This window comes from Flaviflexus equikiangi (genome assembly GCF_014069875.1).
Classification (GTDB): Bacteria; Actinomycetota; Actinomycetes; order Actinomycetales; family Actinomycetaceae; genus Flaviflexus; species Flaviflexus equikiangi.
Map to the genome: position 1 here is coordinate 1,386,676 of NZ_CP059676.1, position 16,911 is coordinate 1,403,586.

19 protein-coding genes are annotated in these 16,911 nt (G+C 63.0%); 10 read left to right on the forward strand and 9 right to left on the reverse strand.

Features of this window, described 5'->3' with window-relative positions; genetic code table 11:
* Nucleotides 1-168: 168 nt before the first annotated feature.
* Both H2O75_RS06490 and leuS read right to left on the reverse strand, forming a co-directional pair.
* On the reverse strand, nucleotides 169-1,128 hold the full coding sequence (locus tag H2O75_RS06490; protein ID WP_182169842.1) for an aldose 1-epimerase: 960 nt from the start codon (nucleotides 1,126-1,128) through the stop codon (nucleotides 169-171).
* A 9-nt stretch (nucleotides 1,129-1,137) separates the two neighbouring features.
* Nucleotides 1,138-4,005 carry a leucine--tRNA ligase gene (gene leuS, locus H2O75_RS06495; RefSeq protein WP_182169843.1) on the reverse strand — a complete coding sequence of 956 codons (2,868 nt, stop codon included), beginning with the start codon at nucleotides 4,003-4,005 and terminating at the stop codon, nucleotides 1,138-1,140.
* Nucleotides 4,006-4,099: 94 nt separating this feature from the next.
* Here leuS and H2O75_RS06500 point away from each other — a divergent pair, with 94 nt between their 5' ends.
* Nucleotides 4,100-4,528: an HIT family protein gene (locus H2O75_RS06500; protein WP_182169845.1), complete on the forward strand. Its 429-nt coding sequence runs from the start codon at nucleotides 4,100-4,102 to the stop codon at nucleotides 4,526-4,528.
* 67 nt (nucleotides 4,529-4,595) lie between these two features.
* Here the strand turns inward: H2O75_RS06500 and H2O75_RS06505 are convergent, their stop codons facing one another.
* A complete protein-coding gene (locus H2O75_RS06505; RefSeq protein ID WP_182169848.1) occupies nucleotides 4,596-5,246 on the reverse strand; it encodes a vitamin K epoxide reductase family protein in 651 nt (216 codons plus the stop codon).
* A 278-nt stretch (nucleotides 5,247-5,524) separates the two neighbouring features.
* Between H2O75_RS06505 and H2O75_RS06510 the strand changes: the two genes are divergently transcribed.
* Together H2O75_RS06510 and H2O75_RS06515 are read left to right on the forward strand one after the other, a co-directional pair.
* Complete coding sequence (locus H2O75_RS06510) at nucleotides 5,525-6,562, forward strand: glutathione S-transferase family protein (RefSeq protein ID WP_182169851.1); 1,038 nt, start codon at nucleotides 5,525-5,527, stop codon at nucleotides 6,560-6,562.
* Nucleotides 6,555-6,809 (forward strand): thioredoxin family protein, encoded by a 255-nt coding sequence (locus H2O75_RS06515; RefSeq protein WP_182169855.1) that lies wholly within the window; start codon nucleotides 6,555-6,557, stop codon nucleotides 6,807-6,809. Before H2O75_RS06510 ends, H2O75_RS06515 begins: the two co-directional genes overlap by 8 nt.
* A 61-nt stretch (nucleotides 6,810-6,870) precedes the next feature.
* Here H2O75_RS06515 and H2O75_RS06520 read toward each other — a convergent pair whose 3' ends face one another.
* Together H2O75_RS06520 and H2O75_RS06525 are read right to left on the reverse strand one after the other, a co-directional pair.
* Entirely contained in the window at nucleotides 6,871-7,614 is a 744-nt protein-coding gene (locus H2O75_RS06520; RefSeq protein ID WP_182169858.1) for an HAD-IIB family hydrolase, read from the reverse strand.
* Nucleotides 7,615-7,637: 23 nt separating this feature from the next.
* Entirely contained in the window at nucleotides 7,638-8,177 is a 540-nt protein-coding gene (locus H2O75_RS06525; protein WP_182169861.1) for a hypothetical protein, read from the reverse strand.
* Nucleotides 8,178-8,379: 202 nt separating this feature from the next.
* Between H2O75_RS06525 and H2O75_RS06530 the strand changes: the two genes are divergently transcribed.
* Nucleotides 8,380-9,567, forward strand: a complete 1,188-nt coding sequence (locus H2O75_RS06530) for a cobalamin-independent methionine synthase II family protein (protein WP_240161648.1) — start codon at nucleotides 8,380-8,382, stop codon at nucleotides 9,565-9,567.
* Nucleotides 9,568-9,654: 87 nt separating this feature from the next.
* Nucleotides 9,655-10,359 carry a purine-nucleoside phosphorylase gene (locus H2O75_RS06535; RefSeq protein ID WP_182169864.1) on the forward strand — a complete coding sequence of 235 codons (705 nt, stop codon included), beginning with the start codon at nucleotides 9,655-9,657 and terminating at the stop codon, nucleotides 10,357-10,359.
* Here the strand turns inward: H2O75_RS06535 and H2O75_RS06540 are convergent.
* Nucleotides 10,328-10,819: a winged helix DNA-binding protein gene (locus tag H2O75_RS06540; RefSeq protein WP_187996215.1), complete on the reverse strand. Its 492-nt coding sequence runs from the start codon at nucleotides 10,817-10,819 to the stop codon at nucleotides 10,328-10,330. The genes H2O75_RS06535 and H2O75_RS06540 overlap by 32 nt on opposite strands.
* 83 nt (nucleotides 10,820-10,902) lie before the next feature.
* On the opposite strand from H2O75_RS06540, the gene H2O75_RS06545 reads away from it, so the two are divergent.
* Complete coding sequence (locus tag H2O75_RS06545; protein ID WP_182169871.1) at nucleotides 10,903-11,559, forward strand: metal-dependent transcriptional regulator; 657 nt, start codon at nucleotides 10,903-10,905, stop codon at nucleotides 11,557-11,559.
* 38 nt (nucleotides 11,560-11,597) lie between these two features.
* Nucleotides 11,598-12,497 carry an oxygen-dependent tRNA uridine(34) hydroxylase TrhO gene (gene trhO, locus H2O75_RS06550; protein ID WP_223147024.1) on the forward strand — a complete coding sequence of 300 codons (900 nt, stop codon included), beginning with the start codon at nucleotides 11,598-11,600 and terminating at the stop codon, nucleotides 12,495-12,497.
* 53 nt (nucleotides 12,498-12,550) lie between these two features.
* Here the strand turns inward: trhO and H2O75_RS06555 are convergent, their stop codons facing one another.
* Nucleotides 12,551-13,882 carry an NAD(P)/FAD-dependent oxidoreductase gene (locus tag H2O75_RS06555; protein ID WP_182169874.1) on the reverse strand — a complete coding sequence of 444 codons (1,332 nt, stop codon included), beginning with the start codon at nucleotides 13,880-13,882 and terminating at the stop codon, nucleotides 12,551-12,553.
* Between the two features lie 125 nt (nucleotides 13,883-14,007).
* Entirely contained in the window at nucleotides 14,008-14,757 is a 750-nt protein-coding gene (locus H2O75_RS06560) for a Crp/Fnr family transcriptional regulator (RefSeq protein WP_182169876.1), read from the reverse strand.
* A gap of 121 nt (nucleotides 14,758-14,878) precedes the next feature.
* On the opposite strand from H2O75_RS06560, the gene H2O75_RS06565 reads away from it, so the two are divergent.
* Nucleotides 14,879-15,091, forward strand: coding sequence for a heavy-metal-associated domain-containing protein (locus H2O75_RS06565; RefSeq protein WP_240161650.1), 213 nt, complete (start codon nucleotides 14,879-14,881; stop codon nucleotides 15,089-15,091).
* 5 nt (nucleotides 15,092-15,096) lie between these two features.
* Here the strand turns inward: H2O75_RS06565 and H2O75_RS06570 are convergent, their stop codons facing one another.
* Complete coding sequence (locus H2O75_RS06570; protein WP_182169882.1) at nucleotides 15,097-16,107, reverse strand: ADP-ribosylglycohydrolase family protein; 1,011 nt, start codon at nucleotides 16,105-16,107, stop codon at nucleotides 15,097-15,099.
* Between the two features lie 238 nt (nucleotides 16,108-16,345).
* Here H2O75_RS06570 and H2O75_RS06575 point away from each other — a divergent pair, with 238 nt between their 5' ends.
* Together H2O75_RS06575 and trxA are read left to right on the forward strand one after the other, a co-directional pair.
* The gene (locus H2O75_RS06575; protein ID WP_182169885.1) at nucleotides 16,346-16,531 is read left to right on the forward strand and encodes a DUF8730 family Cys-rich protein; all 186 of its coding nucleotides are present in this window, start codon (nucleotides 16,346-16,348) and stop codon (nucleotides 16,529-16,531) included.
* Between the two features lie 2 nt (nucleotides 16,532-16,533).
* Nucleotides 16,534-16,896, forward strand: coding sequence for a thioredoxin (gene trxA / locus H2O75_RS06580; RefSeq protein ID WP_182169887.1), 363 nt, complete (start codon nucleotides 16,534-16,536; stop codon nucleotides 16,894-16,896).
* The last annotated feature ends 15 nt before the right edge of the window (nucleotides 16,897-16,911 follow it).

The following is a 16,911-nucleotide window of genomic DNA, read 5'->3' on the forward strand; positions in this document are numbered from 1 at the left end:
CGGAGAAGCTCAGGGGGATGAGGCCGCCGTGCACAGGACGCGGAACTCAGCCCGCGTGACCTCATGGTCGTTCGTGACCGTGGGATGCTGGACGGGTGAGCTCCGCGCCCGACATTCGACTCGACGGCACGTGTGCGGGCGAGACGTCGACTGCCGGAGGCTAGGACATCAGGCGTAGACGAGCGTCGCTGTCATCGACCGCGTTGCGCCGGGTGCGAGACCGATCGATGCTGACGCGTCCGCACGGTTCACGGCGTCCGGGACGTGCGAGTAGGGTTCGAGCGCGACTGCTTCGCGGGCTCCGCGGTCGAGGCCGTCGGCCGTCCACACCACGACAACGGGCGCGGCTGCGGGCTCTTGGACGAGCGAGATCGTCCGCCCCGAGAGGGGATTCTTCAGAGTTGTCCGAACAACTCCCTCATCGTTGGGAACGAGGCCCATGTAGGCAATATCGAGAGACTGGCGGCCGATACGATCCATGGCGACGGGAGCGAGGATGCCCGCGTATGCCGACTCTCCGGGAAGCGGGATGAGATCCTGCGAGGTCGATACCTTCTTCCTGGCAGGGATCGTCAGACCCAGATCGGTGATCTTTCCGCCGCCGGGGAACCGGACGAGTGGATGCCAGCCGAGACCCGCCGGGGCGGCCTCCGCGGAGAGGTTCGTCAACGAGATATCGATCGACAGATGCGATGTCCTGCCATCGCCCTCGCCAAGCGCATAGACGACGTCGACCGCGAAGGACCACGGCCATTCCTCATTCGCCTCGTGTTCGCCCCGCAGCTGGAGCGTTGAGCCCGTCGAGACGCGCACGAAGTCGAGAGACGAGACGAACCCGTGCCGGGCGTGGCCGTCCGACGCGACGGGGAGGGTGATCTTGCGACCATTCCACGTGAAGGTTCCCCGATTCACCCTGCCCGGGTAGGGGGCGAGTATGCGGCTTCGAGAGCCGTTGCCCTGCGCGAGCTCCTCGGGAGACTCGTAGCCATCGATGATACTCTCCCCCACACCTGGATCCCAGGAGATCAGGGTCGCGCCGCGAGAGGCGACGACGGCGGAGGCACCTCCTTGGTCGATGCGCCAAGCAGTGCCTCCAAAAGTCACCTCTGTGACGGTCCCGTGATCCATGCCTACTCCTTAGGGAACGATGTTGATGAGCTGGGGGGCGCGGACGATGATCTTGCGCGGCTCGCCGTCGAGGTACTGCTGGATGCGGGGCAGGGCTAGTGCCTGCGCAGTCAGCTCAACGTCAGAAATGTCGGCGGGGACGTCGATGCGATCGCGCACCTTCCCCTTGACCTGGACGACACACGTGACCGTGTCTTCGACAAGAAGTGCCTCATCGATGACCGGGAACGGAGCGTAGACGACCGAGGTGTCGTGCCCGAGACGGGACCACAGCTCCTCCGCGATGTGAGGAGCGACCGGTCCGACCATCGCGACGATCTGTTCCGCAGTCTCACGCGGAACCACGTCGAGGGACGTCAGGTGGTTGTTGAGCACGATGAGCTTCGCGATCGCCGTATTCGGCCGCATCGCCTCATATTCGGTCCGAACATCCGTCACCGTGCGGGCTGCGAGCCGTGCCGTCTCCTCAGAGGGCGCAGTATCGGACACGATCACTGCGCCTGTCTCCTCGTCGACGATGTTGCGCCACAGGCGCTGCAGAAAGCGCTGGGCACCGACGACGGCCCTGGGCTCCCACACGCGCGACTGTTCGATCGGGCCCATCGACATCTCGTACACGCGGAACGTGTCGGCGCCGTACTCGGAGCTGATATCTTCCGGCGTGACCGTGTTCTTCAGCGACTTCCCCATCTTTCCGTACTCGCGGTTCACACGCTGGCCCGCGTACGTGAAGATCTGTTCGCCGTTCTCCTCGCTCGTCTCGACCTCATCCGCAGGGACGTACTGGCCCCTGGAGTCCGTGTAGGCGTATGCCTCGATCATGCCCTGGTTGAAGAGCTTGTGGAATGGTTCAGAGGACGAGACGTAGCCCAGGTCGAAGAGCACTTTGTGCCAGAAACGGGCGTACAGCAGGTGCAGGACGGCGTGCTCGACGCCGCCGACATAGAGATCGGCTCCGCCCGACAGGTTGCCGGCCTCGGGCCGCGGCCCCATCCAGTACTTCTCGTTCTCGGAGGATACGAACTCATCGCTGTTCGTCGGATCGAGGTATCGCAGCTCGTACCAGCACGAACCCGCCCAGTTGGGCATGGTGTTCGTGTCCCGATAATAGGTCTTCTCGCCGTCTCCGAGGTCCAGTGTGACCTTCACCCAGTCGTGCAGGCGCCCCAGCGGCGGCTCGGGCTGTGAGTCAGCATCGTCCGGGTCGTAGGAGCGCGGGGAATAGTCCGGAGTCTCGGGCAGTTCGACGGGAAGCATCGAGGCGGGCAGATCGTGCGCGACGCCCTCCTCGTCGTAGACGATGGGGAAGGGCTCACCCCAGTACCGCTGGCGAGAGAACAGCCAGTCGCGCAGACGGTAGGTGACGGCGGCCCGGCCAGTTCCGTGTTCGCCCAGATAGGAGGTGATCGTCTCGATCGCCTCCGCCTTGTCCATGCCGTTGATCGAGACGTCAGCATTCTCCGAGTTGATGACAACACCATCTCCGACATAGGCCATGTCGCCCTCGAAGCCAGCCGGGGGCTGGATCGTCAACCGGATGGGCAGATCGAAAGCCGTCGCGAAATCGTAGTCGCGCTGATCGTGGGCGGGCACCGCCATGATCGCGCCGGTTCCGTAGCCCATGAGGACGTAGTCCGCCGTGAAGACGGGGATCTGTTCGCCATTGACCGGATTGGTCGCGAAGATCCCGGTGAACACACCTGTCTTCTCGCGATCGTCGCTCGCCCGTGCCGCATCCCCCAGGCGCTTCGCCTCAGCCTGGTAGGCGGATACTGCTGAGCGCGGATCGGAGGCCCCACCGGTCCACGCATCCTTCGCACCATCGGGCCACTGGTCCGGGACAGCACCATCGAGCATGGGATGCTCGGGCGAGACAACCATGAAGGTGGCGCCGAAGAGAGTGTCGGGCCGTGTCGTGAACACGGTGAGCTCGTGGTCGAGGTCGGCGCCGTGCGCCGTGAACGTCACGTAGGCTCCTCGGCTCTTACCGATCCAGTTCCGCTGCATCGCCACGACCTTGTCGGGCCAGTCGACCGTGTCGAGGTCTGCCGCGAGCCGGTCGGCGTAGGAGGTGATCCTCATCATCCACTGACGGAGCTGGCGCCGGAAGACAGGATAGTTGCCGCGTTCGGACCGACCCTCGTTCGTCACTTCCTCGTTCGCGAGCACCGTGCCGAGACCGGGGCACCAGTTGACGGGGGCATGGGAGATAAAGGCGAGACGATGATCGTCGATGATCGCGTTCTGCTCGGCCCGGCTCAGGCTCGACCAGGGCGCCCCGGTGGGAGTGGGGCGGACTCCGGACTCGAACTCGGCGATAAGGTCTGCGATGGGGCGAGCCCGTCCGACCGTGCCCGGCACACGGCCATCGGCCGTCTCGTCATAGAAAGAGTTGTAGATCTGCAGGAAGATCCACTGCGTCCAGCGGACATAGTCGACATCGGTCGTCGCGAACGATCGGCGCTGGTCGTGACCGAGACCGATCTGGCGCAGCTGCCTGCGCATGTTCTCGATATTCTGCTCGGTCGTGATGCGCGGATGCTGGCCGGTCTGGACAGCGAACTGTTCCGCAGGAAGCCCGAAGGCATCGAAGCCCATCGTGTGGAGGACAGACTTTCCCAGCATGCGCTGGAAGCGTCCCACGACATCGGTGGCGATGTAGCCGAAGGGGTGACCGACGTGAAGGCCCTTCCCTGACGGGTAGGGGAACATGTCGAGGAGGTAGAACTTCTCATCCGAGACATCGCCGGCAAGGTCGCCCTCCGGATTGGGCACGTGGTAGGTGCCGTCCTCATCCCATCGGTCCTGCCAGCGGCGTTCGATCTCGCCAGCGAGTTCTGCCGTGTACCGATACGGATGCTCGGTCATCTCAGACATTGTTCTCCCTTCGTTTGCCCTCAACTCTAGCGCAGGACATCGGTCATTCCGGCTTTGGTCCACGTGATGGCGACGACCCTCCTAGAATGGCGCCATGAGCGTTTTCGTGAAAATCATGTCAGGGGAGATTCCCGGTCGTTTCGTCTGGGCCGACGACATCTGCGTCGTCCTCGCAACCATCGAGCCACACGCCGATGGTCACGTCATGGTCATCCCCCGCGAGGAGATCGATAAGTTCACGGACCTCGACGATTCAACGGCTGACCACCTGTTCCGGGTCGCACGGATCGTCGCACGCGCCCAAGAGGCTGCGTTCGATGTCCCGCGGGCCGGCCTCGTCATCGCCGGTTACGGAGTTCCGCACTGTCACCTCCACGTCATCCCCATGGTGTCCGAGAAGGTCCTGTCGTTCGATTCCGCGAGGAAGGATGCGACCGCGGCCCAGCTGGATGACGCGATGGAGAGGCTCCGACGTGCACTCATCGACGCTGGCTACGGCGAGTTCGTTCCCACCACAGCCTGACACTGCCGAACACCCCGGCCGCAGGTTCGGGACTGCGGAGCCGGCGCGTCAGCGAGTCAAAGCTCCTCTAGGACGACCATCCGAAGATGAATGCCCACGTGTCGTAGAAGTACACGAACGCGAACACGACGACTCCGAGAATCCAGAGCGCAACGATCGGCCATCGCATCCGCCACACCCAGCTCGTCGGCCCCGCGAGATTCGCATGTGCCTGCCCCACCGTGAGGACGATGAAGGGAATGAGGCATGCCCAGATCACAAGGCACCACGGGCAGAGCGTGCCTGCTTCGATGAAGGAGGTGTACTGGAACCAGAGAAGGGCGAGGAAGGCGAAGGCAGACCCTGCGAGGAGTGCCACCCACATGAACGAGGGCAGGGTCTTCTTGAGGAGGAGATAGACCCCGAGAAGGGCCATGGCCCCAAAGCTGGCGATACCGAGATAGCTGTTCGAGAAGCCGAGGACGCTGCCCTCCCACGAGGTGAGGAAGGTCGAGCATGCGAGGATCTCGTTGACGTCACAGGCAAGGTTCGCGTACGGGTCTGCCTCGAGCTTGCGCTCCCCCAGCAGGAGCTGGAAGGAGGCGAAGATGCCGACAAGTCCCGCGATGATGAGGAACCAGGAGTACTCCGTCACGCCCTTCGCGGCGGGCTTGGGTGCCTGATGGGCTGCGAGGTAGGCCTCGACTTCCTCATCTGTCATCTTCTCGAAATCGGTCATCGTCCGTCCATCTCCCGACACTAGGCGGCTGCTGCCGCCGTGCGCCATGGCAGCGCCGTCCCGATCGTACCAAAGGACTTTCGCCGCACCGTCCGACAAACGTCTCCTCCGTCACCCCCGGGGTCCAGCTCCTCGCATCCGCCAGACTTTCGGCACGCCTCTGATCAGCGCTGACGGCGATTCTGAAACTAGGCTGAACATTCTGGAATTAATATCGTTTTCAACCAGTTAACCTGGGTAGAGGCCGCCGTGCGGAATCGAAAACTGGAGGAAAGAACGTGACTGAACGACAGGAACACTCAAAGGGCGGGGTCTACTCTGTGCCGGGGCAGGCTTTCGAGCGCGATTCGAGGTACATCACGACGCGGATCACGAAGGATGGTGCCGACGGGTACGCGGTTGAGGCCGGACGCTATCGACTCGTGGCCGCCCGAGCATGCCCTTGGGCGAACCGGACCCTGATCGTCCGCCGTCTCCTCGGATTGGAGGACGCCATCTCTGTCGGGCTTCCGGGACCGACGCACGATGCGGATTCGTGGACCTTTGACCTCGACGAGGACGGTCTCGACCCCGTCCTCGGCATCCACCGCCTCAAGGATGCTTATCTCGCACGCGACCCGCACTATTCGAAGGGCATCACCGTCCCCGCCATCGTCGACACCCGCGACGGTGCCGTCGTGACGAATGATTTCGCACAGATCACCCTCGACTTCTCGACCGAGTGGACCGACTTCCATCGGGATGGCGCACCCGATCTCTATCCCGCCCACCTGCGGGAGGAGATGGATGCCCTCATGCGGTACATCTACACGGAGATCAACAACGGCGTCTATCGCTGCGGTTTCGCGGGCTCGCAGGAGGCGTACGCCAGCGCCTACCATCGTCTCTTCGATGCTCTGGATACGATCTCGGAGCGCCTTGAGACCCGCCGCTTCCTCATGGGCGAATCGATCACCGAAGCCGATGTTCGACTGTTCACGACGCTCGTCCGTTTCGATGCGGTCTATCACGGACATTTCAAGACGAATCGGAGCAAGCTGAGCGAGATGCCGGTCCTGTGGGCCTATGCCCGGGATCTCTTCCAAACGCCTGGTTTCGGCGACACCGTCGATTTCCAGCAGATCAAGAGCCACTATTACGAGGTGCACCGGGATATCAATCCTTCGGGAATCGTACCCCTCGGCCCCGATCCTGCTGTCTGGCTCACCGCACACGGGCGGGAGACGATGGGCGGGCGGCCGTTCGGCGATGGCACACCTCCCGGGCCGGTGAAGCCCGGCGAGGAGGTCACTCCCGACGGTCGTGCCGATGCCTGAGATCACCCTCTACACGACGGGGTTCTGCGCCCCGTGCCGTGCAGCCCGCCAGGTGCTCGACTATGCGGGCAGGAGCGTGCGCGTGACCGTCACGGAGATCAACGCCGCCGATCATCCGGGTGATGCGGAGCGAGCGGGAATCACGTCGACGCCCACGATGATCGCCTTCGACGGCGATGTCGAGACCTGGCGCCATGTGGGAGTTCCGCGGCTTGCGGAACTCACCGCAGCGCTCAAGAATCTCTAGGCGAGACGAGTGTGGGATGCTCCGAAGATCCGGAGCATCCCACGTCACGAATGTGGTGCGGCTACACGGGGAAGCACTCGACGAGCTTCTCGACGAGCTCGGCAGTATCTTCCCAGTTGCGGACCGCGACCGTCTTGCATCCGAGCGCGACGACAGGATAGTCGTTCCCGCCCTTGTCGAGGCGGTCCCCGACGAACACCATGTCCGCGAAATCCACCCCGGTGTACTCGGAGAGCCTCGTGATTCCGAAGGCCTTGTCGACCCCCGTGCGGGTGATGTCGATCGATGTCGACCCACCGGAACGCACCTCGAGCTCCGGCAGATCGTCCGCGACGGCCGCCCGGAGGGCCTCCTTCTTCGAACCGTCGGGATCCCATGCTCGCTTCGCCTCGATCGGGGCCTCCTGCCCGAGTGCGGAGAACGTGATCTGGGATCCCCGATCCTCGATGATGTCTCCCCACGTCTCGGTCTCCCACAGCCCGAGCTCCTCGGCGCGGTCGCGCAGCGACGCGATAGCACCGTTGCGCTCCTCATCGGTGAGATCGTGGGCGTAGACCGTCACCCATGCCCCGTCCTGGAAACGCAGGTATCGGGTTCCGCAGGTCGGCATGAGGTGCAGATGTTCGAGGGCTTCGTGTCCAGCGACGATCTGGTCGAGGACCTGCCGTTCGAACTGGGTGACGTTGCCTCCCGAGATGATGCAGACGTCCGCACAGGCGAGCAGCTCGACGAGTGCCGATGCCATGCGGGGCGGAATGGGAGACTTGGAGGGCGCTAAGGTGTCGTCGAGGTCGAAAGCGACCATACGATAGTGGGAACTCACGTGGCTTACTGAGCTGCTTTCTTGTCTTCTCGGTTCACGTACTCGAGGATGACGCGCAGGAGACCCAGGAGTACGAGGCCGATGGCGATGCGGTAGGCGAACTGGATGATCAGGGTGACGATAGCCATCCCACCCGGACCGTAGTCGGCCGTGACGTATGTCAACAGATCGAAGAGAGCGTATCCCGCAAAGATGCCGAACGCAACGACACCCAGAAGCATGATGATGGAGACGAGCGACGATGTCGCTCGGGATGCGAAGTTCGTCGAGAACACTGCCGCCAAGCCCGACTGGGGGCGAACGCCCGCACCGGGGAAGCCGTGCGGGCCGGGCTGTCCGAATCCCGGCTGCTGGCCTGGCTGCTGACCGTACTGCCCGTACCCCGGCTGCTGACCATAGGGTTGCTGGCCATATCCCGGCTGGGGAGCTGAATATGCGGATGGAGCATAACCCGGACTGTGCTGCTGAGGATTGTTCGTCTGATCAAAGCTCTGGCCCTGGGGGCCACCGTCATGACCCTGGGGGTCTCCTGGCTGTTGTGACATGGTTGATCCTTTCCACTGTGGTCCCGAGTCTACCTGACCGGACCACGACAGGTGATGACCATTCTTGCTGATAGCAGGCGTCTCCGCACCCGATGCGCCCCGCTGGCGCGGCCACGATGTGAGATGTTGTGTCCACCGACGCCCGCCCTGCCGGTTCACTGCAACGATGAGACCCACATACATCTCCTGAAAGGACACTGCCTTGATTTTGACAACGCATGCAGGATCACTGCCCCGCACAGAACGGCTCTTCGAGGCGAACCAGGCGGACATGCCGATGTCTGATCCGGCAGGGTACGCGTCCCTCCTCTCAGAAGAAGTCGCCGTCATCGTCCAGAGGCAGCGCGATGCTGGAATCGATATCGTCGGCGACGGCGAGTACGGCAAGTTCATGTCCAAGTCCGTCGACTATGCCGCCTGGTGGTCGTATTCCTACGCGCGAACTGGCGGGCTCGAGATCATCGAGGGCGACGACTCCTGGCTGACCAAGGTGCACCATTCCACACCGGATGACATCCAGCTCGCCGGCTTCGGTCAGCGCCGCGACTTCAACCGCTTCCTCGATGCCTACTTCGGCCCGAACGCCACGGTGGAGATGGGCTCGAGCAAGGCCCAACCCACCGCAACCGGTCCCCTGTCCTATATCGGTCAGGACGCTGCCACGGCCGATGCATCGAACCTCGTCGCCGCGCTCGCGGCCGCGGGTCGTCCCGCCGATACGGGCTTCGTCACCGCTATCGCGCCCGGCTCCGCAGCACGAATCTCGAATGCGTACTACGGTTCCGAAGAGGAATTCATCAAGGCCTGGATCCCGGTGCTGCGCGAGGAGTACAAGACGATCCTTGACGCGGGCCTCCTGCTCCAGCTCGACGATCCGTCCCTGGCGGAGTCCTACGATCAGATCACGCCGGAGATCGACCCGAAGGATTACGTCCGTTTCATTCGGACGCGAGTCGATGCCGTCAACGAGGCCCTCGAGGGCCTCGACAGGTCCCGAGTCCGCTACCACCTGTGCTGGGGCTCGTGGCACGGCCCCCATACGACAGACCTCGAATTCGAGAACATTGTCGATGCGATGCTGGACATCGATGTCGCCCAGTACTCCTTCGAGGCCGGCAATGTTCGCCACGAGCACGAATGGCGCGTGTGGGAGAACCGGGACCTGGGCGGACGCACCATCCTTCCCGGCGTTGTCTCCCACGCGACCAACGTCGTCGAGCATCCTCAGCTGGTCGCGGACCGTCTCGTGCGTTTCGCTCGTCTCGTCGGCGAGGATCACGTCATCGGATCGTCTGACTGTGGCTTCGGCGGGCGTATCCACCCGCAGATCGCCTGGGCGAAGCTCGAAGCACTGTCCGAGGGTGCGGCTCTCGCCTCCGATCAGCTGTAGAGCTGCCTGACCCCCGGGCCTCGAGAACCTCCGCAACGATGGGTCCCCACGCGTACACTTGTGGGGACCCATCTAGTAAGGAGCACTATGCCTACCCCTCATATCAATGCCCCCGACGGCGCTTTCGCACCTGCCGTCCTCATGCCCGGAGATCCCCGCAGGGCCGAGCGCATCGCCAACCTTCTCATGCCGGATGCGGAGAAGGTCTCCGACGTTCGCGGCATCGGCGCCTACACGGGCGTCTACAACGGCAAGCCGCTCTCCGTCATGGCGTCGGGAATGGGTCAGCCCTCCCTCTCCATCTATGCGACCGAGCTCTTCACCCACTACGGCGTCAAGCGCATCATCCGCATCGGTACGTGCGGCGGTCTGTCCTCGAAGGTCACGGTCGGTGATGTCGTCATCGCGATCGGAGCCCACTCCGACTCGTCGGTCACGAACCTGATCCCGGGAATCGGCCTGTCCCACACAGCATCGTGGGAGCTCCTCTCCGCGGCAGTCGCCGCCGCCGAGGGTGAGACCTCGGTCCATGTCGGTCCCGTCGTGTCACGCGACAAGTTCTACGGCAACGATCCGTCCGAGGTTCAGAAGCTCGCGGATCTGGGCACGCTGGGCGTCGAGATGGAGACCGCTGCGCTCTACATGCTCGCAGCCCAGCACGATGCTCAGGCCCTCACGGTCCTCACGGTCTCAGACCATCTTCTCGACGGTTCCGATGACATGTCGGCCGAAGACCGGGAGTCACGCTTCCAGGGTGCACTCAAGCTCGCGGTAGCTGCCGCTCACTGCTGAGCCCTCTCATGAGGTCGAGAGTGGCAGTCAGCCTCTCGATTTGATGATCGTTGAGCCTGGTGGAGGCCAGGTCGGCGCTGCGGATCCGGATCGCATCGGCGCGATCCACCATTGCCGCCCCGGCCTCCGTCAGGTGAAGCAGGTTCGACGTGTCGCGCACGAGAAGCGCCCGCTGGATCAGGGCATCGACAACCGTGGCCGCGGCATCATCGACAAGTCCGAGAGCGTCGGCAAGGTCCTCGAGTCGATGGGCTCCGCTATCGACCAGCTTGAGGGCTTTCACTTCGGAAGGCTTGAGTCCGGTCACGTCCTCAACCGCACGATCGAGAAGCTCATCGACCTGCCGGGCACGGTCGATCTGATCGAGCAGGCTGACCGACAGGTGCAGATGAGGGGTGGGGCCTTCGGCCATCATCTCGTCGAATTCGGTGTGACCGTTATTCAAGGCTTCGTCGTCCATCACACCATCTCAACGTACCTTCATGAACATTTGTTCCGACGTTCGTGAGAATTCGCTGGGAGCAAAGCTCGGAAGGAACACCCATGAGCGATATGTCGGCAACCGTCCAGGACTATCTGAAACACATCTGGGCGGCGACAGAATGGTCGAACGAGCCCGTCAAGACCTCGAGTCTGGCGAGACAGATGGGACTATCGGCATCGACCGTGTCGGAGACGATTGCGCGCCTTGCTCGCGACGGGCTCGTCGAGCACGAGAAGTATCAGGCGATCAGGCTCACCCCTGAGGGCACGGCACACGCACTCGCCATGGTTCGCGCCCATCGGCTCATCGAGACCTTCCTCCATTCGTCACTCGGCTATTCATGGGACGAGGTGCACGTCGAAGCAGATGCGATCGAGCACGCCGTGTCCCCTCGATTCATCGATGCGATCGACGAATTCCTCGGCAGGCCCACCCACGACCCTCACGGGGATCCGATACCGACGAGGGCAGGGATCCTGCCGCGCACCAGGGCAGTACCCCTGCGGGAAGCGGCAGACGGCATTGTCACGATCGTCAGGGTCGATGACGGCGACCCCGAGCTGCTTCGGGAGGCCTCTCGTCTCGGCCTGCACCCCGGGCACACTGTCACCGTGGTCGACGGCATGGTGCGCGGCGCGCGAGACAGCGAGAACGTGGGCGCCTGCGCCGACATCGTGTGGGTCACAGACCCGAGCTCTCACCCTCCGATCCCGTGACTCGCCCCTATACTTGCCTAGTCTGAAAGGTGCCCATCATGATGTCCCGCGTTCTCCTCTTCTACTGCTTCACTCCCCTCGCGGACCCTGAGGCGATCCGGCTGTGGCAGCGCGAGCTGTGCGAGCGCCTCGGCCTGCGTGGCCGTATTCTCGTCTCAGAGCACGGCATCAACGCCACCGTCGGAGGCGAACTGAAGGCCTGCAAGCAGTACGTGAAGAACCTCAAATCGTACGGACCGTTCAAGGACATCGACATGAAGTGGTCGGAGGGGACCGGCCTCGACGAGTCCGGCATGTCGAAAGACTTCCCGCGTCTCGTCGTGAAAGCTCGTCCAGAGATTGTCGCCTTCGGTGCCCCTGGAGAACTGGAAGTCGATCGTGACGGTGTCGTGGGCGGCGGCATCCACGTGCGCCCAGACGAGGTCGAGGATCTCATTCGCAAGCATCCGGATCTCGTCTTCTTCGATGGGCGCAACAGCATCGAGGCCGAGATCGGCCGCTTCGAGGGAGCGATCGTCCCGCCGACGGAGACGACGCACGACTTCATCAAGCTTCTCGATGCCGGGATGTACGACCATCTCAAGTCCACACCGATCCTCACGTACTGCACGGGCGGGATTCGCTGCGAGGTGCTCTCGGCACTCATGCGCAACCGCGGATTCGAGCACGTCTATCAGCTCTCCGGCGGAATCGTCCGATATGGGGAAGAGTTCGGCAACGAGGGCCGTTGGACGGGTTCCCTCACGGTCTTCGACAATCGCGAGACGATGACATTCGGACCGGATGCCGACATGATCGGCGTCTGCTTCGGATGTGGGGCGCCGGCCGGATCGCTTCACAACTGTGATGACCCCTCGTGTGTATCGCGCCTCGTCACGTGTCCAGAATGTGCGGCAAAGCCCGTCTGGTGCGGGAAGCACGCCCCGGTCACGGCATAGGGGGAAGGGGAGACGGATAAGACCGTCTCCCCTTCTTCACTCTCGCGAGTGTGTCACTTGTGGTGGTGGCGCTTCATCGACCTCGCGGCTGAGAGCGGGCCCGTTGTGGCATTGCGGGAGAAGTCGGTGATGTCACCGACGATGAGATTGTGGCTCCTCCCCCAGACCAGATACTTCGTCCCCAGGTTGACCATGGAGGAGATGCGATTGCGTCCGCCCATGAGGGTCGCGATATGGACAGAGTTCCAGATCATCCACGCGGCGAAGCCCTTGAGCTTCGGCAGGCCTGTCACCTCGGCGACAGCATCGGCGCGGCCGATCGTCGCCAGAATACCCAGATCCTTGTATCGGAAGGACCGTGGAGTTCGATTGTCGAGCAGGTCCCGGATCACGCCGGCGGCATGATGGCCGGTCTGCTTGGCGGGCTGGGCAAGCTGCGGAAGCGGTCCGTCGGTCATCGCCGCGACATCGCCGACCGCGAAGACGCGGGGCAATCCGTCGACTTGAAGCGTTCCCGAGACGGGGATCCGGCCGCCACGCACCTGGGGCAGATTCCAGTTCGAGACGGCGGAGGGAACGGTGACGCCCGAGGCCCAGAGAACAGCCGCGGCAGGCACCCACGTCTCCTCGCCCGACCCGTCCATGGCGCCGAGGGTGACGCCGTCGACCCTGACCTCCTTGACGGACTGTGCAAGGACGACGTTCACTCCGCGCTTCTCGAGTTCCTTCTTCGTATAGGTCGAGGATTCTTCGGAGAATGCACCGAGGACACGGTCGGCCATATCGACCAGCATGATCTCGAGAGCGTCCGGATCGAGCTCGGGATAGAGAACGGGAAGGTCCTTGTCCTTGAGCTCGGCGATGGCTCCGGCTGTTTCGATGCCGGTCGGGCCGCCCCCGACGATCATGATGCGGACCTTTTCGTTGGGACGCTTCGTCGCAGCATCGAGGAGTCCGTTGATCCTGTCACGAACATCGATCGCCTCTTGGCGGGTATAGAGCGGAAGGGCATGATCTTCGGCCCCCGGGATCCCGAAATAGTTCGCCGATACACCGGTTGCGACGATGAGGTAGTCGTAGGAGATTGTCCGGCCGTCGTCCATGACGATCCGCTGATCATCGTGGTCCATCGACATCACGGTGCCGAGCTCCACTCGCAGATTCGGCTGCCCGCGCCGTACCGCTCGGAGGAAGTAGGTGACGTCTCCCGGGTTGAGCGTCGACGTCGCAACCTGATAGAGGAGCGGCTGGAACGTGGAATAAGGGTTTCGATCGATCAGGGTCACACGAACATTCGCCTTGCGCAGACCGCGGGCGGCCGCGATCCCGCCGAATCCTCCGCCGACGATCACGACGTGGGGCAATGATGCAGTTTCATCGTTCATGCGCTCCACATTAACGATACGAGTTCGTGACGTATAGGACGGGGGCGTAGGACTTTGGCCACGTAAATTATCAAAAACCGTGATTCTTTAACGGAAATCCGCGAGAAATCACGTGACTTCTCGGATTACGCCGTGCGCGTGATCCCGGTTGCGATGGTGCGGATGATGTCGGGTCGCAGGACGCGCGTCCACTGCCGCCCCGAGTCGACGATCCCCTCCGCCTTCCACACGCTCATCGTCCGCGATACGGATTCCGGGGTGGATCCTGCCATGGCGGCGATATCTACCCGTGTCAGCGGCAGGTCGATGAGGATCCCCTCTCGGTCGCGCCGCCCGACTTTCGACATCAGCATGAGGAGCACGTCTGCGAGGCGTTCGGGGACCGGCCTTGTTCCGACGGTCACGGAGTGCCTCGTCCGAGCCAGCTTCCCCGCCACATCATCGAGGACATGGAGGGTGACACTGGGGTACCGGCGCAGGATCGTGGAGAACCGGTTCGCGTCGATGCGGAGAGCACACGTCACCCCGAGCGTGACGACTGAATCCGCATAGACGGGATCGCCCAATTGGGGAAGCACGCCGACGAGATCTCCCGCGACCGCAATATCGACAATGTGGGCGGTTCCGTCAGGAGCGATCTTCTCGACCTTGGCCACGCCCTCTGCGATCACGTGCAGACTGTCGGCAGCATCCCCCTCGATGTGAATGTACTGGCCTGCCGCCCACGCATGGGAGGTGATCCGCCCGTTGAGCTCGATCAGCTCCTCGTCCTCGAGGTCCGCGAACCATCGCACCTCGCGAAGCACCCGCAGGCGCGTCTCGATCGAGCACTGGTGCGGCTCTCCCGCTGAACGTGTTACCGGTGACTGTGGCACTGGCACATCCCTCCCTTGGGTCGTCCCCCCATTGTAGGCATGTCGCGCTCGTTCATTGACGCACGTCATGGAAGCCCCACCGGGATCCTCATAACGTGGGATCACCAAGGAAAGGATGACCATGACAACACTGCTCCGCGCCGAAGGCTTCTCCTGCCCCTCGTGCGTCGACAAACTCGAAAAGGCACTCAACCGAGTGGATGGCGTCGAAGACACGACCGTCCATTTCACAACGGGCCGGATCACCGTCGACCATGATGACACGGTGGACCCTCAAGCCCTGGCCGATATCGTGACGAAGAATGGGTACCCAGCCCGGGTGTCAGCCATGTAGCGCGATCAGCCGATACTGCCTTTCACAGCAGTTCCCCTGCCCGAGAGCAGAACGAGCCTGTCTGCGAGATCGAGAGCATCCTCAGCCGCGTTCTTGGCGATCTGCGCCAAGACGGGCTGAGGAAACGCCTCGATCCCGAGGCATGCACCGAGGATCGCACCGGCCATGCTCCCAATAGCGCAGGTTTCTCCCCCGATCTGCGCCGCCAGACACAGTCCGCGACAAGGATCGTGCGAGAAGGCTTTCGCGATGATGATCGCAGCAGGGATCGCTTCCCCGGCTCTCTTCGAGAGGCCGACAATATCGTGGAGGTGTGCACCGATTTCAATGTCCCGCAGGTTCTCTGCCCAGTCGATCGCTTGGAGGGTTCGCGCGATGACGGAGGATTCGGATGTCCACTCCCCCCGGCGCGGCGTTGACGCGACGATCTCCAGGCCATATTCGATCGCGTCGTCGACGCCGGCCCCATCGACACCCGCACTGATGATGTGGGCGAACAGCGCCGCACCCTCGACCGCCTGCCGCGACCTGTGGGTCGATTGACAGGTCACGTACACGGCATCACCCAGATCACTGCACTGCTCTGAAGAGTGGGCGAGGCCAAGAGGGAGCACCCACGCCGTCGGTTCGCACGTCGTGCTGCGATGATCGCCGGGCACACCGGCGAGCAGCTGGTCGAAGCCGTATCGGCTCTCGGCTTCGAGGAGATCGAGGCGCCCCGCCATTCTTGCCCTATCATCCCATGCCACCATGAGTCTAGCCAGACGCGTCGGATCGATCGGGCCACCGTCGATCATGCTGGCGACGAGCAGCGCATGCTCGGTCCGCGACGTGACAGAACCCGTTCCCATGCCCGGATTCATCGGCTGCACAGTACTCGCCGGCCCGAGACCGATGACAAAACCGTAGGTTGCGATGATGTTCTCCCCGCTCATCGCCCGCGTCGGCATGCCGAGACTGTCACCCAGGACAAATCCTGCAAACGCGCCGCGAGCGCGGTCGTGATAGCTGGTCACGTGGCATCCTTTCCGTCACGCAGGACGCTACCACCGCCCGTCGACGCCCTCAGATGATATTGAGTCGATCGGAGTGTCCAATCAGAGGACTGCTTCGGAGCCATGGGCTGGCCGTCAATCAGTCTCCCTGACGCACGCTGTCGACTTGACAACCAACATACCCCCCTGGGTATCATAAACCGTCAAGATAAATACCCCTCCGGGTATGTGATGGTTGTGAAGACCGAGGAAGGCAGACATGTGTAGAGCAGTCACCTGTAAGACGTGCGGCAAGACGACATGGGCGGGATGTGGGCAACATGTTGCCCAGGTCAAGAAGTCCGTTCCCGCCGGCCAATGGTGCAACGGCAAGCACTCCCAGGCAGAGATCGATGCCGCGAAGAGCGAGCGGGGCGGGTTCTTCTCCCGTCTCTTCGGGCGGTAGAGATGGCGACCGTGAACCTCACTGCGCAGACCTTCGCGCAGACCGTCGAGGACGGCATCACCTTCGTCGATTTCTGGGCGGCATGGTGCGGCCCCTGCCGCAACTTCGCGCCCGTTTTCGAGAAGGCCTCCGATGATCATCCCGACATCACGTTCGGCAAAGTCGACACGGAGAGCGAACAGCAGCTCGCGGCGGACTTCCGGATCACCTCGATCCCGACTCTCATGGTCTTCCGCGACGGCATCCGAGTCTTCTCCCAGCCAGGGGCTCTTCGCGGCCCGCAGCTCGAGCAGCTGATCCAGGGCGCACGCGACCTCGACATGGATGACGTCCGCCGTCAACTCGCAGACAACCCCACCCCGTAAACACCTGAAAGGACC

What these genes read in the sequence shown, in the direction of transcription:
- H2O75_RS06540 (WP_187996215.1), bottom strand. Translation starts at nt 10,819, where the DNA reads ATGGACGACGAAGCCTTGAATAACGGTCACACCGAATTCGACGAGATG.
- H2O75_RS06555 (WP_182169874.1), bottom strand. Translation starts at nt 13,882, where the DNA reads ATGAACGATGAAACTGCATCATTGCCCCACGTCGTGATCGTCGGCGGA.
- H2O75_RS06575 (WP_182169885.1), top strand. Translation starts at nt 16,346, where the DNA reads ATGTGTAGAGCAGTCACCTGTAAGACGTGCGGCAAGACGACATGGGCG.
- H2O75_RS06565 (WP_240161650.1), top strand. Translation starts at nt 14,879, where the DNA reads ATGACAACACTGCTCCGCGCCGAAGGCTTCTCCTGCCCCTCGTGCGTC.
- H2O75_RS06505 (WP_182169848.1), bottom strand. Translation starts at nt 5,246, where the DNA reads ATGACCGATTTCGAGAAGATGACAGATGAGGAAGTCGAGGCCTACCTC.
- H2O75_RS06515 (WP_182169855.1), top strand. Translation starts at nt 6,555, where the DNA reads ATGCCTGAGATCACCCTCTACACGACGGGGTTCTGCGCCCCGTGCCGT.
- trhO (WP_223147024.1), top strand. Translation starts at nt 11,598, where the DNA reads ATGATGTCCCGCGTTCTCCTCTTCTACTGCTTCACTCCCCTCGCGGAC.
- H2O75_RS06525 (WP_182169861.1), bottom strand. Translation starts at nt 8,177, where the DNA reads ATGTCACAACAGCCAGGAGACCCCCAGGGTCATGACGGTGGCCCCCAG.
- H2O75_RS06500 (WP_182169845.1), top strand. Translation starts at nt 4,100, where the DNA reads ATGAGCGTTTTCGTGAAAATCATGTCAGGGGAGATTCCCGGTCGTTTC.
- H2O75_RS06520 (WP_182169858.1), bottom strand. Translation starts at nt 7,614, where the DNA reads ATGGTCGCTTTCGACCTCGACGACACCTTAGCGCCCTCCAAGTCTCCC.
- H2O75_RS06535 (WP_182169864.1), top strand. Translation starts at nt 9,655, where the DNA reads ATGCCTACCCCTCATATCAATGCCCCCGACGGCGCTTTCGCACCTGCC.
- H2O75_RS06545 (WP_182169871.1), top strand. Translation starts at nt 10,903, where the DNA reads ATGAGCGATATGTCGGCAACCGTCCAGGACTATCTGAAACACATCTGG.
- trxA (WP_182169887.1), top strand. Translation starts at nt 16,534, where the DNA reads ATGGCGACCGTGAACCTCACTGCGCAGACCTTCGCGCAGACCGTCGAG.
- leuS (WP_182169843.1), bottom strand. Translation starts at nt 4,005, where the DNA reads ATGTCTGAGATGACCGAGCATCCGTATCGGTACACGGCAGAACTCGCT.
- H2O75_RS06490 (WP_182169842.1), bottom strand. Translation starts at nt 1,128, where the DNA reads ATGGATCACGGGACCGTCACAGAGGTGACTTTTGGAGGCACTGCTTGG.